The organism is Staphylococcus sp. HMSC055C03 (genome assembly GCF_001809385.1).
Classification (GTDB): domain Bacteria; phylum Bacillota; class Bacilli; order Staphylococcales; family Staphylococcaceae; genus Staphylococcus; species Staphylococcus simulans.
This window is the reverse complement of the sequence record NZ_KV797515.1, coordinates 55,800-71,496: the sequence shown is the minus strand read 5'-3', so window position 1 is coordinate 71,496 and position 15,697 is coordinate 55,800. Positions and strand designations below refer to the sequence as shown.

The window sequence follows — 15,697 nt, the reverse complement described above, 5'->3', positions numbered from 1 at the left end:
TAAATTGATATAATGGCCTCATTAGTAGGGTCACTCTTTAAAAGTTAACAACTATCAACAACTAGTCATAATACTGCTTTTAGTGTACCAAGTCAAACATCCGTTTGTACACAGTAAACTAATATATTTTAAGAGAGGTATTTCCATGAAGAAACAAAAACTATTGGTCTGTATGCTTTCTACTTCATTGTTAGTTCCATCCTTCCCTTTAAGTGATGTACAAGCAGAAACAACAGATAAAGTCACGGCACCTTCACAGTCTGATGCATCATCTTCAGACCGTGCCTCAAACACTAAACAGGACACACAAGAAAATCAAAAAGAAACATCTAAACCACATAAAGCATCCAAAACGCAATCATCTGATTCAGACACATCTCTAAAATCAGATGAGAAAGATGAGGTTGAATCAGATTATGACGCACATACATTAGACTTCTTCAAATCTACACCGAAGCGAGATTCATCTAGCCGCTTCGAAAGCCTATTCAACCGTCTCTTCCCAAGTTATTCAAACCGTTCTGAAACTACGGATACCAATCAAGAGACAAGCGACTCTAACGCTAGCAATGAACAAGCTTTAGACAATAAAAATGAAACCTATTATCAAGGTCAGCCACAAACAAAAACACCGTCTGAAGAAACACCAATTGAAACAGACAAACAATCAGAAGACAGTACAACTACATCAAACGAAACAACACCTAAAGAAGATACACCTTCTAACCAAGAACAGTCATCTGACACATCTTCAAATACAACACCTGAAGCTTCTCAAGATGACCAAGATATCTTTAATAAACTAGATGAAGCCAGCAACAATGTCACAAACAATAATCAAGCAGATACTGAACAACCAACAGAAAACAAAGACTCGGCACACCCAAAACAAACTGATGACGCTAATCAAACGACACAACCTAAAGAAACAGAAACAAATTCAAACAATGAAGATACAGCTGATAATCAAAACACAGCTGATTCAACACAAACAGAATCTAAAGAGGATACAGATGACACATCTTCTAAAGCAGATGACCGTGTCTTAGAATCTATTTTGGATCAATACAGTGAAGACGCGAAACAAAATAAAGCAGATTATGACGCACAAAAACAAAATGACAACAAATCTAATCAATCATCTGAAGATACATCCAAACAAGAATCGAATCAGAACGACACAAGCAATGCTTCTAACCCACAATTACCTTCAAAAGCACAATTGGAAAATAAGAAAAAACCAGCACAATCTTTTGAAGATGGTCTAAACCGTTCAGATATCAGAACAACTGCGACATTTGAATTATTACCAAATCTCTCAAGCGATAACAGTGAATCTGGTGACATCGCAGTAGCTGAAAATAAAGACACACGAGACTTTATTAAAACGATTGCGAAAGATGCCCATGACGTCGGCCAAGATGAAGATATCTATGCCTCTGTAATGATTGCGCAAGCAATTTTAGAATCTGATTCAGGCAACAGTACATTAGCGCGTGCACCGCATTATAACTTGTTCGGAATTAAAGGGTCTTATAAAGGGCATTCCGCAAACTTCAATACATTAGAAGACAGTGGAAGCAGTATGTATCAAATTTCAGCCGCCTTCCGCAGTTACCCAAGTGAAAAAGAATCGCTTGAAGATTATGCAGACTTAATCAAAAACGGCATCGACGGCAATCCCACAATTTATCAACCGACTTGGAAAAGTGAAGCAGCCACGTATCGTGATGCGACAAGACATTTATCACGTACGTATGCGACAGATACACGCTACGCAGATAAATTAAATAGTTTGATTAAGCATTATGATTTAACGCGCTTTGATAAGAAAACAATGCCAGACCTTGCAGACTATCAACCAAGCGATGAAGATCATGAAGGCGACTTCAAACCGTTTGCGGAAACTACAGACAATATGCCTTATCCACACGGTCAATGTACATGGTATGTCTATAATCGTATGCCGCAATTCAACAAAACAATCAGCGGTGATTTAGGTGACGCACGTAATTGGAATAACCGTGCAGAACGTAAAGGTTACCACGTCTCTTCTACACCTAAAGCACATACTGCAGTAGTCTTTGAGGCTGGCCAACAAGGTGCAGACAGTATCTATGGTCATGTTGCTTTCGTAGAAAAAGTAAACGGTGATGGTTCGATTGTGATTTCTGAATCTAACGTTCAAGGTTTAGGTGTGATTTCGTATAGAACAATCGACGCAGAGGATGCTTCAGAATTAAGTTATATTGAAGGACAAGATAAATAATACAAAAGTAACGCTCCATTCAAAGGACCAAGAAATTGGTTTTGAATGGAGCGTATTTGTTTTAACTCGATTATGATTGATTAAGATTGTTTCGCTTTACGACGTTTCACAAACCATGTAAGGCCACCACCGATGATAATTAACGCAACACCTAATGGTAAAGCAGATTTTTTCGCTATTTCACCTGTAGCTGGTAAATCAAAGTTACCTTCGTCATCAAATAGCCCACTTAAGAAATCATCAGATGAACTGCCTAATGATAATGCGCGACCTTGTGATGGGTTCGGAATATCAGGGATACCATCTAATACGCTGCCACCATTCGCTAACTTGTCTAATAAACTTGGTCCACCGAATAAACCAGATTTACCACCTAGTAAGCCTTTATCTAGTAGACTACCGTTAGACTGACCTAGCAAGCTTGGTGTGTCTTTTAACGGGTCAAAGATATGACGGATATCTGATTTTAATCGCGTGATATCACGGTCCGCTTGAAGTAAATCATTTAACGGCTGATCAAGTCCTGATTTGAGGACACTTAACAATTCAGCTTTCGCATCGTCTTTTTTCGCAATCACATTCGCCAATGCACGTGCTTTCGCATCATTGAATTTTGTGGCTAAAATCGTTTCAATCGCTTGGCGTTTATTATGTGCTTGGTCAATCACGTTGCCGATAATCTCATCCGCTGAAACATCTGAACCGTAGCGTTGTTTTAATAGTTGAACGAGTTCAGCACTATCTGGACGTTTCGCCATAATTTGACGTGCCATATCTGCCGCTTCGTTCTTATCAAATTTCGTCGATAACAGTGTTTGAATTAATGCTTCTTTATCATCCGCTTTATCAAACATAGATTGAAGCAAGCTGTCACTTGTGAATGAACCAAGTCCGTCTAATTGACTCAACACTTGGCTCGCAATTTGCGCATCTGTTTTACCTTTTGTATCAATGCGGTCAATAAGTTGTTGTGCACGTTGTTCATCTACAGTGCTGCCGATAATATCTTTAACAGCTTGTTTTTTGTCAGACGCTGATTTTAAATGATCTGAGATAATCGCATCTTGTTGTTTCAGACTGCTTTTTGTTTTCTCAATTTCATTTTTTAACTGCTGTGCTTTATCTTGTGAAATTTCGCTGCGTTCAGCTAATCTATTTTCTAACGTTTGCAGATTCGCTTCTTTATTTTGGACATATTGATCTAAATCTTGTTTCGTTGTTTCTCGTGCAGTCGTCACACGGTCAATATCATGTCTAAGCGTACTCAATGCTTGTGAAGCTTGTGTATTCTCTTCGTTCGCTTTAGTTTCCTCATTGTCAGAGTGGTTCGCTTCACCATCATTTAGTTTCCCATTATCAACTTTATGAGAAAGTGCTTCTAAATCTGAGATAAATGCATCAATACTTTGATTGGCTTTTTCCTGATTTAATTGCGCATCTGCCACTTGTGATGAAGGGTTTGAATCACTTGATTGTGCTTGTTGTGAAGCTTGGTTTAAATCTTCACGCACTTTTTCTAATCGATCTGACACAGCAGTCTCTTCAGTACCTTGAGTAGTATTAGGTTCAGGTTGTGTCTCAGAACGATTTGCGTCTTCTTTTAATAGTGAAGCTGATTGTTCATCATTTTGAGTAGATGTATTGGATTGTGTTTTATTATATTTCTCTAAATCAGAAGTTGCTTTCTCTTCTTTAAGTTGCGCTTCTTTCTCTTTCACATCTTTTAAGATTGCGTCTATTTGTGATACACGCTCAGCCTTATTGATATCTGTTTTGAATTTAGTTTTGTCACTGTCATTCATTGTTTTAATACGATCGATTTCTTTTTTTGCTGCTTCTATACGCGACTTGAGTGTTGTAGTATTAGAATTTTGTGTAGCTTTGACATCTGTCTGATCTTCCGCAACCACAGTAGGTGCAGACGTTAAGTTATAACTTAATAATGTCGTACTTAACAATACAACAGCACTTGAAAACTTAAATGAATGGCTTAATTTATTTTTATGATTTAAATCAGGGTATCTCTCTTTTTTCATTCACTTCACCTTTCCTCATCACTATACAGTTATCATTATATTAGTTTACACCTATCATTCAAAGAGGAAACTCACTTTTTATACGATTTCTTAATATATACTACATTAATAGTTGCTTATGTTTTCACACTATGGAAACTTGCTTAAACATCCCCTTAATCTTAGAATTAATATGAGTAGATCAATACACGAGATGTATTGAATAATTAATGGAGTGATCAGTGTGAATGCTAAAATTGAGCAATTAAAAGAGATTATTGACAGTTCGAATAAAATCGTCTTTTTCACAGGTGCAGGTATTTCTGTTGCGAGTGGTATTCCAGATTTCCGTTCTGTCGGCGGTTTATATGAAGCTGTCGCAGAAAAAGGTTTATCTCCGGAATATTTATTAAGCCATGACTACTTACAAGATAATCCTGTAGGCTTTATGGACTTCTGTCATGAGTATTTATTATTTGCGGATAAAAAACCGAATAATGTGCATGAATGGATTGCACAGTTAGAAAAAGAAAATCGTTCACTCGGTGTTATCACACAAAATATTGATGGTTTGCATTCAGATGCAGGCAGTGAAAATGTAGATGAGCTACACGGTACTTTAAACCGCTTCTACAGCATCAACAATCCTAATGATGAGTATTCAAAACCTTACGTCATCAACCATCATTTACGTAACAGTGAACAAGACGGCAGTCCAATCAGACCAGATATCGTCTTATACGGCGAAATGTTAGACCAAATGACAATTATGAGCGCCATCAGCAAAATCAAACAAGCCGATACACTCGTTGTCTTAGGTTCATCACTCGTTGTACAACCTGCCTCTGGTTTAATCTCAAATTTTGAAGGTGAAAATCTTGTCATCATTAATAAAGATGTGACACCTTATGACAGTGACGCAGATTTAGTCATTCATGATGATATGAAACATGTCATCAACGAACTCAATAAAATAGATTAATCCAAGTGGTTAATCTCATAATATTAAGCAACCCTCTGAGCATAAACTTCATACTCAGAGGGTTTTGTTTATCTTAATTTAGACGTCCTTAATAACGGACAGTCTTCATTCATTTTTATTTTCCTAAAGCTTTCAGCGTATCTAACGCAACTTGTTGGGCTGATTGAGGGTTTTGACCTGTGATTAATCGACCGTCTGAGACTACAAAGTTTGACCAGTCGTCACCTTTCTCATAGCTTGCGCCTTTATCAATTAAGGCATCTTCTAATAAATAAGGTAAGTTATCTGTAACACCCATTTGTGATTCTTCACTGTTAGAGAAGCCTGCGACTTTCTTACCTTTAATTAAGTTTTGGCCATTATCTTTAATATTTAATAAACCTGCTGGACCATGACATACAGCTGTAACATAGCCATCGTTAGAATAGATTTTCTCAGCTAATTCAATGAGACCTTTATCTTTTTCAAAGTCCCATACAACACCATGGCCACCTGCGTAATAAATCACTTCATAATCATCTGGATTTACTTCTTCTAGTTTCAATGATTCATTTAACTGTGTCATGAATTGATGATCTGTATAATACTTCCAATCTACATCAGACATAAAGTCTTCTTGTAAACTTGCGGGATCAATGGGCACAAAGCCACCTTTAGGACTTACATAATCAATTTCATAACCTGCTTTATAGAACTCGTCCGCAAAGTGTACAACTTCTCCAAGCCAAGCACCTGTTGGACGTGGTAAATCTGGATATTTTGATGTGTTTGTGACTGCTATTAGAATTTTTTTCATTACGCTTCACCTCTCTCTATTTATTCACTGATTTGGAATTGATTAATCATAGCTCACAATTAAAATGTTCACTGCTGATCAGTTTTAACAATGATGATATTCAGAAATTTAATTTCGTTCACACCGTCATAATTGTTAAAAAACCCCTTAAAAGTTGTACGCTTTATTTTTGTTTTTTATTTTAAAACCGCGTCAAATCAACGTTTTTGACCTTTTTTGACTAAATCAATAAACCGCGTGAGCATAAGGTTTGTGTTAGTTGTGTATACGTTGTAGAATAATTGTAGACAACTTGGTTAGAAGAACTAAAGTTTGTCAGATTAATCAAGTTAGGAGGGATAGACGTGACAACAATCGAACAACACAATGGTTTCAAGCGGACGTTTCAAAAGGGTCATTTAACCTTAGGTTTAAGCATTCCTTTTGATAACTCTGAAAAAATCGCATTGTCGTTTGATCAACAAGCAGAATTAGCGCAGTATGCTGAAGAACTTGGATTTACAAGCCTATTTGTGCGAGATAACCCATTATATAGTCCACACTTAGGTCCAGTAACGACAAACTACGATCCGTTTGTATTTTTAACTTACCTCAGTGCTAAAACGAATAAAATTGCTCTCGGAACAGCTAGTATTGTTGCGACATTACGTCATCCAATTCACGTTGCTAAAGCAGCCGCTACTCTTGACTTGGTGTCAAACGAGAGATTTTTAATGGGACTGGCAACTGGAGACCGTTCTTTCGAGTTTCCAGCTTTCAAAGTCGAGGAGAAGAATTTGCATAATCATTTCAGAGATGCTGTTTCTTCTTTGAATGCACTGTGGCAAGACCATTCTCCAAACATTTCAAACTCAATCTTTGAGCTATATGAGGATTCTGGTCTGCAAGTTTTACCAAAACATCACCATATCCCGATTTTTGCGACGGGAAATGCGAAACAAGATTTAGACTGGATTAAAGAAAATATGGATGGTTGGATGTTTTATCCCCAAGAATTCCAAATGCAGAAAGCTTTACTACAAGCTTGGCATGATAATGATGTATTCAAACCATTCATGCATCCACTCGCATTAGATTTATCAAAAGATCCGAATGAAAAAATCAAACCCATTAAGGGTGGCTATAGATTAGGCAGAAATACTTTAATCAATGTATTAAAAGCATATGAACGTATCGGTACAAACCATATCATGTTGAAATTAGTCACACATGAAAGAACGTACCAAGATATTATGAAAGAATTGGGCGATTATGTGATTCCACATTTCCCACCAAACGTAATCAAGGAGGAACAATAATAATATGAAAATTTTAGATAGAATTAATGAACTTGCTAATAAAGAAAAAGAAATGGTATTGAGCACTTCAGAAAAACAAGAACAACATGAATTAAGACAAGAATACCTTAAAATGATTCGTGGCCAAGTTGTGAGCACATTCTCAACATTGAAAGTTGTAGATCCACTTGGCGAAGACGTAACACCAGATAAAATTTATGAATTACGCGAAGAAATGGGTACTTTAGACTTAAAACCTGAATAAAAATTTTAAAATAGATGAATAGCAAACCTAAAATAGTAAGGGTTGGACACTTCTGATGGAGTCGTCCAACCCTTTTTTCTTTGGATTAAGCAGGATGAATCGCTTCTACAAATGTAAAAGTTTCATCCTCATATTCAAATTTTAAAATACAACAATTCGTTATCTTTATTTGTTTTACCGCTTCTATCGGCAAACAATAATGCGCAAATAAGAATAAGATATCACCATGACTCGCTGCTACTACATTACGATGCGTCGTCTCTTTTAATACGCGATGTAATGTCTTCACAGTACGTGTTTGAACTTCTTCCATCGTTTCTCCGCCATAAGCCGCAAAGAATGAACCAAAATCAACTACGCCATTTTGATGTGGCGGATTCAATAATTCCGGCTCTCCTTCAAACAATCCATAATTCCATTCTTTAATCCCTTTTAATCTTGTATAAGGTTCATTTGGAAATAAAATTTCTAACGTATCAGAGGCACGTTCTTGTGTAGAAGAAAACAACTCATAATCTGTCAGGTTTAATTGATCGAAATACAGCTTCGCTTGTGCAGCTTATTGTTTCCCTAGTTCTGTTAACGGTGAATCTGAAGCACCTTGAATCTGATGTTTCTTATTAAATAACGTTTGTCCGTGTCTGATTAAATACAAAGTCTTTTTCATGTTGTCTGCTCCTCATTTTAGTCATTTCATGATCAGTGTGTCTTTGTTTGTACTAAAAATGATTGATATTCCCTTTCATCATATCGAATCTATGACATAGTGGGTGCTATACTTTTTTACGATTTTGATACATCTTTTAGTGGTTTCATCTGATTATGTAGCACTTTTGTTCATTTCGCACAAAATAGAGGTGTGAGTTTAGCACTTTATGCACTTCTAATATTCTGATTCCATGATAAGCTATAGATAAAGATTGTGAAAGTTTTCACAAAGTAATTAAAAGGAGCGATTGAATATGACAAAAGTATTAGTAGCAGGTGCGATTCCAGAGGCGGGATTAAATCAACTTAAAGAAAATTTTGAAGTAGATATGTACACTGGGGACAAATTAATCACTGAAGATGAATTGATTGAACGTATTAAAGATGCCGAAGGCTTAATCAGTTTATTATCTACAAATGTAAGTGAAAAAGTTATTGAAGCTGCACCGAACTTAAAAATTATCGCAAACTATGGTGCGGGGTTCAACAACATTGATATTCAAGCAGCTAGAGCACGTGGTATCGATGTTACTAATACCCCGATTGCTTCAACTAACGCAACAGCTGACCTGATAATGGGTATTTTATTAGCGGTAGCACGCCACATCCCTGAAGGCGATCAGTTATGCCGTACAAAAGGCTTCAACGGCTGGTCTCCACTCTTCTTCCGCGGACGTGAAGTCTCAGGCAAAACTATCGGTATCATCGGACTAGGTGAAATCGGTTCAGCAGTTGCTCGCCGCGCAAAAGGTTTCGATATGGATATTCTTTATTCTGGTCCATCTCGACATGAAGAGAAAGAACAAGAACTTGGTGCACGCTATGTATCACAAGATGAACTGTTGAAAGAAGCTGACTTCGTCGCAATCAACTGTTCTTATAACGAAAGCATGCGTCACATGATTGATTATAACGAAATTAAAAAAATGAAACCAACAGCGTACTTGATTAACGCATCTAGAGGTCCAATCGTATATGAAGCTGAATTAGTTAAAGCTTTACAAGATGATTTAATCGAAGGTGCCGCATTAGACGTCTTCGAATTCGAACCAGAAATTACTGAAGAACTAAAATCTATGGATAACGTGGTCATTACACCACATATCGGAAATGCGACATTTGAAGCACGTGATATGATGGCTGAAATTGCCGCAGGTAACGTTGTCAAAGCGCTCACAGGTGACACACCGGATTATATTGTAAATAAATAGGAGTGATAATCAATGGTCGACACACACCAACGCTTTTTTAACATGAAAGATCTACCACGCTTCTCTGAGGAAGCAGCACAAAAGACAGTCTTTTATCAATCTGAACATTCAGCTGGTGCCGTTTGGTGCATGAAACCAGGTCAATCTCTACAATGTCATACCCACCAAAACGCAGATGATGTATGGATTGTGACACAAGGCGAAGGCACATTCTATACAAACGGCGGTCAGGAAAGAACTATCAAAGCGGGCGACATCATTGTATCATTACCTGGCGAAGCACATGGTATGACGAATACAGGAGACGAAGACTTTATCATGCTTGGTTTCGCAACACCGATGCCATTAGACTTTATTCCATACGAACACTAAGTAAACCAACCAAAACTACTATCTTAAAATAAACCATAACCTAACCCAACTTGAGATGAATGATATTACCACCCATAATGTCATTCATCTTTTTTATGTTCTGACACGATTTTAAATTTCCGGTCTCATAGCGTGATAAGACATGCTAAGATAGAGGCATTACAATTTTAAAGGGAGTGCTCGATTATGGATTCATTGATCAGTTTCATTTTAATTTCATTGCTGATTATCGTTATTCCTGGCCCTGATTTCTTCATCGTGGCTACGAATACAATGAAAGGCAGTACTAGAAATGGCGTAATGGCTGCATTAGGTATTTCTTCTGCACATGTCGTCTACTCTGCGATTGCTGCACTTGGTTTAATCTTTATCTTAACGAGCTCATATTATGCGTTCATCACGATTAAGTTTCTTGGTGCCGTTTATATTGCTTACTTAGGTTTGAAAACTATCTTAAACGCACGTAAGGCAAGCCATATTACTACATCATCAACTTACCCTATCAGACACATCAGTTTGTTTAAATCGTTTAGACAAGGCTTTATGAGCACGATTTTAAACCCTAAAGCGATTCTCTTTTACATATCTATCTTGCCGCAGTTTGTGACTAAAAGCGAAGGTTCATTAAAAATTATCGCCCTATCAGCACTCTTTATCGCACTGGTCTTTATTTGGTTTTTCATATGCAGTTTCTTATTCACGCATATCAAGAAACTCTTCAATCAACCTACTTTCAAAATGGTATTTGACTATATCGTCGGTGTCATCTTAATCGGACTGGCAATCAGTATTTTAAAATTTGAACGTTAATTTACACGCAGTTTATTTAAAATGACCTGCGTTTTATGATTTGAAAAGCTTTATAAATCGTTAATCACTATAAATATTTATGATTATGTTAATATGGATGATGAACGTCAACTAATAATTTTACAAACATACTTTTACTGTCATTTATATATTTATTGAATACTTTAAGCATAATAGACACAAGTCAGGTAATACTACAAATAGAGAGATAGATTAAGAAAGAAGTGATTAAATGGCGATTACAAGAGGAATTAATCATATCGGGTTAACTGTGCCGGATATTGAAGCGGCAACACGGTTTTTCAAAGAAGCTTTAGACGGTAAGGTGGCTTACGATAGTCAAACAGAAATGGATCAACCTCGTGGCGGTAATGATGTAGAACGTTTCTTAGACCTTGAGTCAGGCGCTAAAATCATTAAAAAGCGTATGATGGTTTTCGGTAATGGCCCGAATATTGAAATGTTTGAGTTTGTCCATGCGCATCAACAAGCACCCGCTGCGCTTCAAGATATTGGGTTTACGCATCTTTCTTTTTATGTCGACGATTTTGAAGAAGCACTCGAGCGTATGGTAGAAGCAGGTGGCGAACCCGTTTCTGAACCGCATGAGAATACACGCTATGAAGATTCTGTCGGAAACGAAACTATTTACATTAAAGCACCATGGGGCAGCTTAATCGAGCTTCAAACCATCCCAAATGGTTACTATTATCCTGAAGATAGTGAAGCTGAGGTCTTTATTCCTAAAGAAGATTAAACTATGAAATTAAGATATCTGAATCGTGACACATAGAATATATCAGCTAAGCTGTTTTGATGATATTAAGTCGGTCATATCTTAAGATAGATATACTGTATATTTTAAAGAAAGGTGATTTACTTTGGGTAAATTAGATAATAAAGTCGCAATCATTACTGGAGGGTCTTCAGGTATTGGAGAAGCTGTCGCAAAACGATTCGCTGCTGAAGGCGCTAAAGTTGTGATTGTCAATCGTCATAAAGAGAAAGGCGAAAAAGTGCTCAAAGTGATTGAAGATAATGGCGGCACAGGTCTAGCGTTAGGCGTAGATGTGACGTCTAAAGATTCGGTGGAGGAAGCGGTTAAAACAATCAAAGATCAATTCGGCACAATTGATATCTTATACAATGGTGCTGGTGTTCATGATGGTTATAAAGATGCTTTAGAAACAGACGAAGACACATTTGATTTATTAATGGGCGTCAACGTAAAAGGTGCTTACCTATTCACACACGCTGCCTTACCGATATTCTTAGATAATAATAGCGGTGTCATCATCAACGTAGGTTCACAAGGTTCATCTATGGCAGGTGTCGGCGGCAGTACGTATGTCACTACAAAACATGCGATTGCTGGTTTCACTAAACAACTAGCCTATGACTTCGGTCACAAAGGTATCCGCGCAAATCTCTTGTCACCAGGATTTATCGAAACACCTATGACAGAGGGTGTTGATGAACAACGTACAAAAGATATTCCAGCTCAACGTGCAGGTAAACCAGAAGACCTCGCATCAGCTGCAGTCTTCCTTGCCTCTGATGAAGCAGCTTATGTCCAAGGCGCTGAACTTAATGTAGATGGCGGTTGGACTGTAGGAAGATAAAATAATGAATTAAGAAAATAAGCTTTAAAAGCACTGTATAACTGATTTAATCAGCCTTATACAGTGCTTTCTTACTATATAAGCAAAAAATATACAAGTATATTATTGTTTATTTTTATTTATTTGTACCACTAAGAAAGTTGTATCATCTAATTAATATGGTAACATTAAATAAGAAAATGATTTTTAAAATGGAGGAGATTAACTTTGAGCAGAGTTCGTGTAAGGAACTTGACCAAAGTCTTTGGCAGAAATAGCCAAAAGGCACTTAAAATGGTTAAAAACGGAGATTCCAAGCAAGAAATTTTAGAAAAAACAGGTGCCACTGTTGGTGTTTACGATGCAAGCTTTGATGTAGAGGACGGAGAAATATTTGTGATTATGGGACTCTCCGGTAGTGGTAAGTCTACATTAGTCCGCTTGATTAATCGTTTGATTGAACCTACTTCAGGAAGCGTGTACATAAATGAAGATGATGTATCAAAAATGTCTAAAAATGAATTACGCGAGGTGCGTCGGACTAAAGTCAATATGGTTTTCCAAAACTTCGGCTTATTTCCTAAACGTACTGTATTAGAAAATGCAGAATATGGATTAGAAATACGGGGTGTAGAAAAAGAAAAACGCCGTAAACAAGCAGAAAAAGCTCTAGAAGATACTGGATTACTTTCATTTAAGGATCAATATCCTAATCAGCTTTCTGGCGGAATGCAGCAACGTGTAGGTCTAGCACGTGCACTCGCAAATGATTCTGAAATATTATTGATGGATGAAGCTTTCTCAGCACTTGATCCTCTTATCCGTCGAGATATGCAAAATGATTTACTCGAACTACAGCGAAAAGTAAAGAAAATTATTATCTTTATCACCCATGATTTGAATGAAGCTTTACGCATTGGTGACCGTATTGCTTTAATGCGTGATGGAAAAATTATGCAAATTGGTACTGGTGAAGAAATTTTAACGAATCCAGCCAATGACTTCGTCAAAGAATTTACAGAAGATGTTGACCGTTCTAAAGTACTGACTGCAGAAAATATTATGGAACCACCACTTACGATTAATGTCGAAACAGAAGGCCCTAACGTAGCCTTGCAACGTATGCGTCAAGAAGAAGTCAGCATGCTGCTAGCCATTGATCGTAACCGTAAACTAAAAGGTAGTATCTCTGCTGAAAGTGCATTAGAAGCCAGAGAGAAAGGTCTATCTTTAAAGGATGTTACGAATGATAACGTTCAAAAAATTAATAAAGACATGTTCGTTAGCGATATTTTCAATATTATTTATAACTCCCCTGCACCGCTTGCAGTAGTAAGTAAAGAGAATGAACGTGTGATTGGTGTCGTAGTCAGAGGTAGTGTTATCGGGGCAATGAGCACCAAAAATATCACTGTGGGAACAGATACTTCTTCTGATTCTGAGAAAGAAGAGGTGAATGCAGATGCTTAACTTTTCAATGAAACAATTACCTTTTGCAGAATGGATTGACGCTATCGTAGATTGGCTGACTGATCATCTGTCAGGTTTATTTACAGTATTAAGGATTGCTGGAGAAGCAGTGATGAACTTCATGACTATGATTCTAACAGCTATTCCTCCTTTTGTTATGATGGCTATCTTAGTCATCGCAGCTTTCTTTGTATTCAAACGTAAGTGGGGCTTTGCCGCATTCACTTTAGTCGGCTTACTGTTTATTTATAACCAAGATATGTGGACCGATTTAATGAACACAATCACTTTGGTCATTATTTCCAGTTTAGTCGCTGTTATTATCGGAGTACCTTTAGGTATCCTGATGTCTAAAAGTGATATAGTAGAAACAATTATCAAACCTATATTAGACCTTATGCAGACAATGCCTGGGTTTGTATACCTCATCCCTGCTGTCGCATTCTTTGGTATCGGTATGGTACCAGGGGTTTTCGCATCTGTTATCTTCGCATTGCCACCAACGGTCAGAATGACGAACTTAGGGATTCGTTCTATCTCTACAGAGTTAGTGGAAACATCTAATTCATTCGGTTCTACTGCTTGGCAAAGATTATTTAAACTTGATTTACCTATGGCAAAAGAAAACATATTCGCAGGTATTAACCAAACGATTATGTTAACACTTTCTATGGTAGTTATTGCTTCTATGATTGGGACACCTGGACTTGGGCAAGGTGTTTTAGCTGCTGTACAACGTTCAGAAGTCGGTAACGGTTTTGTGTTCGGTATTGGAATTGTAGTCCTTGCTATTATTATCGACCGCTTCACTCAAGCTTTAAACCGTCCTAAAAACACTAGAATGAGTAACAAGAAAAAATGGATTATCACAGGCATTATTGCACTTATTGCTTTAATTGTTATTTTGCTTTCTATTTTCTTCTCACCAACTAAATCTTCAAACAAAGGTACAATCACGTTAGCTTATGCGCAACAAGATGATCAAATTGTTTCAACAAACGTGATGAAACAAGTGCTAGAAGAAGAAGGTTACACAGTTAATACAACATCTTTAGATATCCCTGTGGTTTGGGAAGCTGTAGCTAAAGGAGAAGCGGATGCTATGACTGAACCATGGCTTCCTGTCACACATGAAGCACAATATAAAGAATTCAAAGACGATTTAGATGACTTAGGGCCACATATTGACGGTAAAGCTAAGCTTGGACTTGTCGTTCCTTCATACATGGATGTAGACTCTATAGAAGATTTAGACAATCAAGCTAAGAAAAAAATAACAGGTATAGAACCAGGTGCCGGGATTGTTAAGGCCACAGACAAAACAATCAAATCATACCCTAACTTAAAAGGTTGGGAACAAGTCATCTCTTCTACAGGTGCAATGAACGCACAATTAAAACGAGCTGTTCAAAATAAAGATGAAATCGTGATTACAGGTTGGAGTCCATACTGGATTTTCCAACGTTACGACTTAAAATATCTAGATGATCCAAAAGGAACTATGGGTAGAGCTGAAAGCATCCATACGATGACACGTAAAGGATTAAAAAAAGATATGCCAGAAGCCTATAAAATCCTAGACAATTTCAAATGGGATGTAAAAGATATGGAATCTATTATGTTAGAAATTGAAGATGGTAAAGATCCAGAAAAAGCAACAAGCGAATGGATTGAAAACAATCGAGATAAAGTAGACAAATGGAAAGAGAAATAAGATTGTATAGTCATAAACTTTAAAGCTATACACATAATAAAACTCTGCAGCATCACTGACTTAACCAGTGTACTGCAGAGTTTTTTCTTTCAAAATATCAATATCTCAAAAAATAATAAATACCAAATGCTACAAGATAAATAACTAAGAATATCACAAAGTTCAACACTATCTTTACAGGCCATGATTTTGAGCCAAAACATTTCT

Annotated in this window: 13 protein-coding genes and 1 pseudogene; 11 read left to right on the top strand and 3 right to left on the bottom strand. The window is 37.0% G+C overall.

Annotation, left to right across the window (positions count from 1 at the left end):
- The first annotated feature begins 145 nt into the window (after nt 1-145).
- Nucleotides 146-2,269 carry an amidase domain-containing protein gene (locus HMPREF2603_RS12565; protein ID WP_070468843.1) on the top strand — a complete coding sequence of 708 codons (2,124 nt, stop codon included), beginning with the start codon at nt 146-148 and terminating at the stop codon, nt 2,267-2,269.
- Nucleotides 2,270-2,349: 80 nt separating this feature from the next.
- On the opposite strand, the gene HMPREF2603_RS12560 is transcribed toward HMPREF2603_RS12565, so the two are convergent.
- Nucleotides 2,350-4,305 carry an LPXTG cell wall anchor domain-containing protein gene (locus HMPREF2603_RS12560; protein ID WP_060803783.1) on the bottom strand — a complete coding sequence of 652 codons (1,956 nt, stop codon included), beginning with the start codon at nt 4,303-4,305 and terminating at the stop codon, nt 2,350-2,352.
- Nucleotides 4,306-4,528: 223 nt separating this feature from the next.
- Here HMPREF2603_RS12560 and HMPREF2603_RS12555 point away from each other — a divergent pair, with 223 nt between their 5' ends.
- Nucleotides 4,529-5,266 carry an NAD-dependent protein deacylase gene (locus tag HMPREF2603_RS12555; protein ID WP_180363549.1) on the top strand — a complete coding sequence of 246 codons (738 nt, stop codon included), beginning with the start codon at nt 4,529-4,531 and terminating at the stop codon, nt 5,264-5,266.
- Between the two features lie 115 nt (nt 5,267-5,381).
- Here HMPREF2603_RS12555 and HMPREF2603_RS12550 read toward each other — a convergent pair whose 3' ends face one another.
- Nucleotides 5,382-6,062: a type 1 glutamine amidotransferase domain-containing protein gene (locus HMPREF2603_RS12550; protein WP_060803781.1), complete on the bottom strand. Its 681-nt coding sequence runs from the start codon at nt 6,060-6,062 to the stop codon at nt 5,382-5,384.
- A gap of 344 nt (nt 6,063-6,406) precedes the next feature.
- On the opposite strand from HMPREF2603_RS12550, the gene HMPREF2603_RS12545 reads away from it, so the two are divergent.
- Both HMPREF2603_RS12545 and HMPREF2603_RS12540 read left to right on the top strand, forming a co-directional pair.
- Nucleotides 6,407-7,360, top strand: coding sequence for an LLM class oxidoreductase (locus tag HMPREF2603_RS12545; RefSeq protein WP_060803780.1), 954 nt, complete (start codon nt 6,407-6,409; stop codon nt 7,358-7,360).
- 4 nt (nt 7,361-7,364) lie between these two features.
- Nucleotides 7,365-7,604: a DUF896 domain-containing protein gene (locus HMPREF2603_RS12540; RefSeq protein ID WP_002480257.1), complete on the top strand. Its 240-nt coding sequence runs from the start codon at nt 7,365-7,367 to the stop codon at nt 7,602-7,604.
- 85 nt (nt 7,605-7,689) lie between these two features.
- Here HMPREF2603_RS12540 and HMPREF2603_RS12535 read toward each other — a convergent pair.
- Nucleotides 7,690-8,271, bottom strand: a pseudogene (locus HMPREF2603_RS12535) (histidine phosphatase family protein).
- A gap of 295 nt (nt 8,272-8,566) precedes the next feature.
- On the opposite strand from HMPREF2603_RS12535, the gene HMPREF2603_RS12530 reads away from it, so the two are divergent.
- The 7 genes from HMPREF2603_RS12530 (at nt 8,567) to HMPREF2603_RS12500 (ending at nt 15,490) form a co-directional block, all read left to right on the top strand.
- Nucleotides 8,567-9,523 carry an NAD(P)-dependent oxidoreductase gene (locus tag HMPREF2603_RS12530; RefSeq protein ID WP_060803779.1) on the top strand — a complete coding sequence of 319 codons (957 nt, stop codon included), beginning with the start codon at nt 8,567-8,569 and terminating at the stop codon, nt 9,521-9,523.
- A 12-nt stretch (nt 9,524-9,535) separates the two neighbouring features.
- A complete protein-coding gene (locus HMPREF2603_RS12525; protein ID WP_002480260.1) occupies nt 9,536-9,895 on the top strand; it encodes a cupin domain-containing protein in 360 nt (119 codons plus the stop codon).
- Between the two features lie 186 nt (nt 9,896-10,081).
- Nucleotides 10,082-10,705 carry a LysE family translocator gene (locus HMPREF2603_RS12520; protein ID WP_002480261.1) on the top strand — a complete coding sequence of 208 codons (624 nt, stop codon included), beginning with the start codon at nt 10,082-10,084 and terminating at the stop codon, nt 10,703-10,705.
- A gap of 232 nt (nt 10,706-10,937) precedes the next feature.
- Nucleotides 10,938-11,462 (top strand): VOC family protein, encoded by a 525-nt coding sequence (locus HMPREF2603_RS12515; RefSeq protein ID WP_002480262.1) that lies wholly within the window; start codon nt 10,938-10,940, stop codon nt 11,460-11,462.
- Nucleotides 11,463-11,586: 124 nt separating this feature from the next.
- Nucleotides 11,587-12,327, top strand: a complete 741-nt coding sequence (locus HMPREF2603_RS12510; protein WP_060803778.1) for an SDR family NAD(P)-dependent oxidoreductase — start codon at nt 11,587-11,589, stop codon at nt 12,325-12,327.
- A 207-nt stretch (nt 12,328-12,534) separates the two neighbouring features.
- Nucleotides 12,535-13,776, top strand: coding sequence for a quaternary amine ABC transporter ATP-binding protein (locus HMPREF2603_RS12505; protein WP_023014854.1), 1,242 nt, complete (start codon nt 12,535-12,537; stop codon nt 13,774-13,776).
- The gene (locus HMPREF2603_RS12500) at nt 13,769-15,490 is read left to right on the top strand and encodes an ABC transporter permease/substrate binding protein (RefSeq protein ID WP_070468845.1); all 1,722 of its coding nucleotides are present in this window, start codon (nt 13,769-13,771) and stop codon (nt 15,488-15,490) included. Before HMPREF2603_RS12505 ends, HMPREF2603_RS12500 begins: the two co-directional genes overlap by 8 nt.
- Nucleotides 15,491-15,697: the final 207 nt, after the last annotated feature.

What these genes read in the sequence shown, in the direction of transcription:
- HMPREF2603_RS12500 (WP_070468845.1), top strand. Translation starts at nt 13,769, where the DNA reads ATGCTTAACTTTTCAATGAAACAATTACCTTTTGCAGAATGGATTGAC.
- HMPREF2603_RS12565 (WP_070468843.1), top strand. Translation starts at nt 146, where the DNA reads ATGAAGAAACAAAAACTATTGGTCTGTATGCTTTCTACTTCATTGTTA.
- HMPREF2603_RS12550 (WP_060803781.1), bottom strand. Translation starts at nt 6,062, where the DNA reads ATGAAAAAAATTCTAATAGCAGTCACAAACACATCAAAATATCCAGAT.
- HMPREF2603_RS12520 (WP_002480261.1), top strand. Translation starts at nt 10,082, where the DNA reads ATGGATTCATTGATCAGTTTCATTTTAATTTCATTGCTGATTATCGTT.
- HMPREF2603_RS12560 (WP_060803783.1), bottom strand. Translation starts at nt 4,305, where the DNA reads ATGAAAAAAGAGAGATACCCTGATTTAAATCATAAAAATAAATTAAGC.
- HMPREF2603_RS12530 (WP_060803779.1), top strand. Translation starts at nt 8,567, where the DNA reads ATGACAAAAGTATTAGTAGCAGGTGCGATTCCAGAGGCGGGATTAAAT.
- HMPREF2603_RS12525 (WP_002480260.1), top strand. Translation starts at nt 9,536, where the DNA reads ATGGTCGACACACACCAACGCTTTTTTAACATGAAAGATCTACCACGC.
- HMPREF2603_RS12540 (WP_002480257.1), top strand. Translation starts at nt 7,365, where the DNA reads ATGAAAATTTTAGATAGAATTAATGAACTTGCTAATAAAGAAAAAGAA.
- HMPREF2603_RS12515 (WP_002480262.1), top strand. Translation starts at nt 10,938, where the DNA reads ATGGCGATTACAAGAGGAATTAATCATATCGGGTTAACTGTGCCGGAT.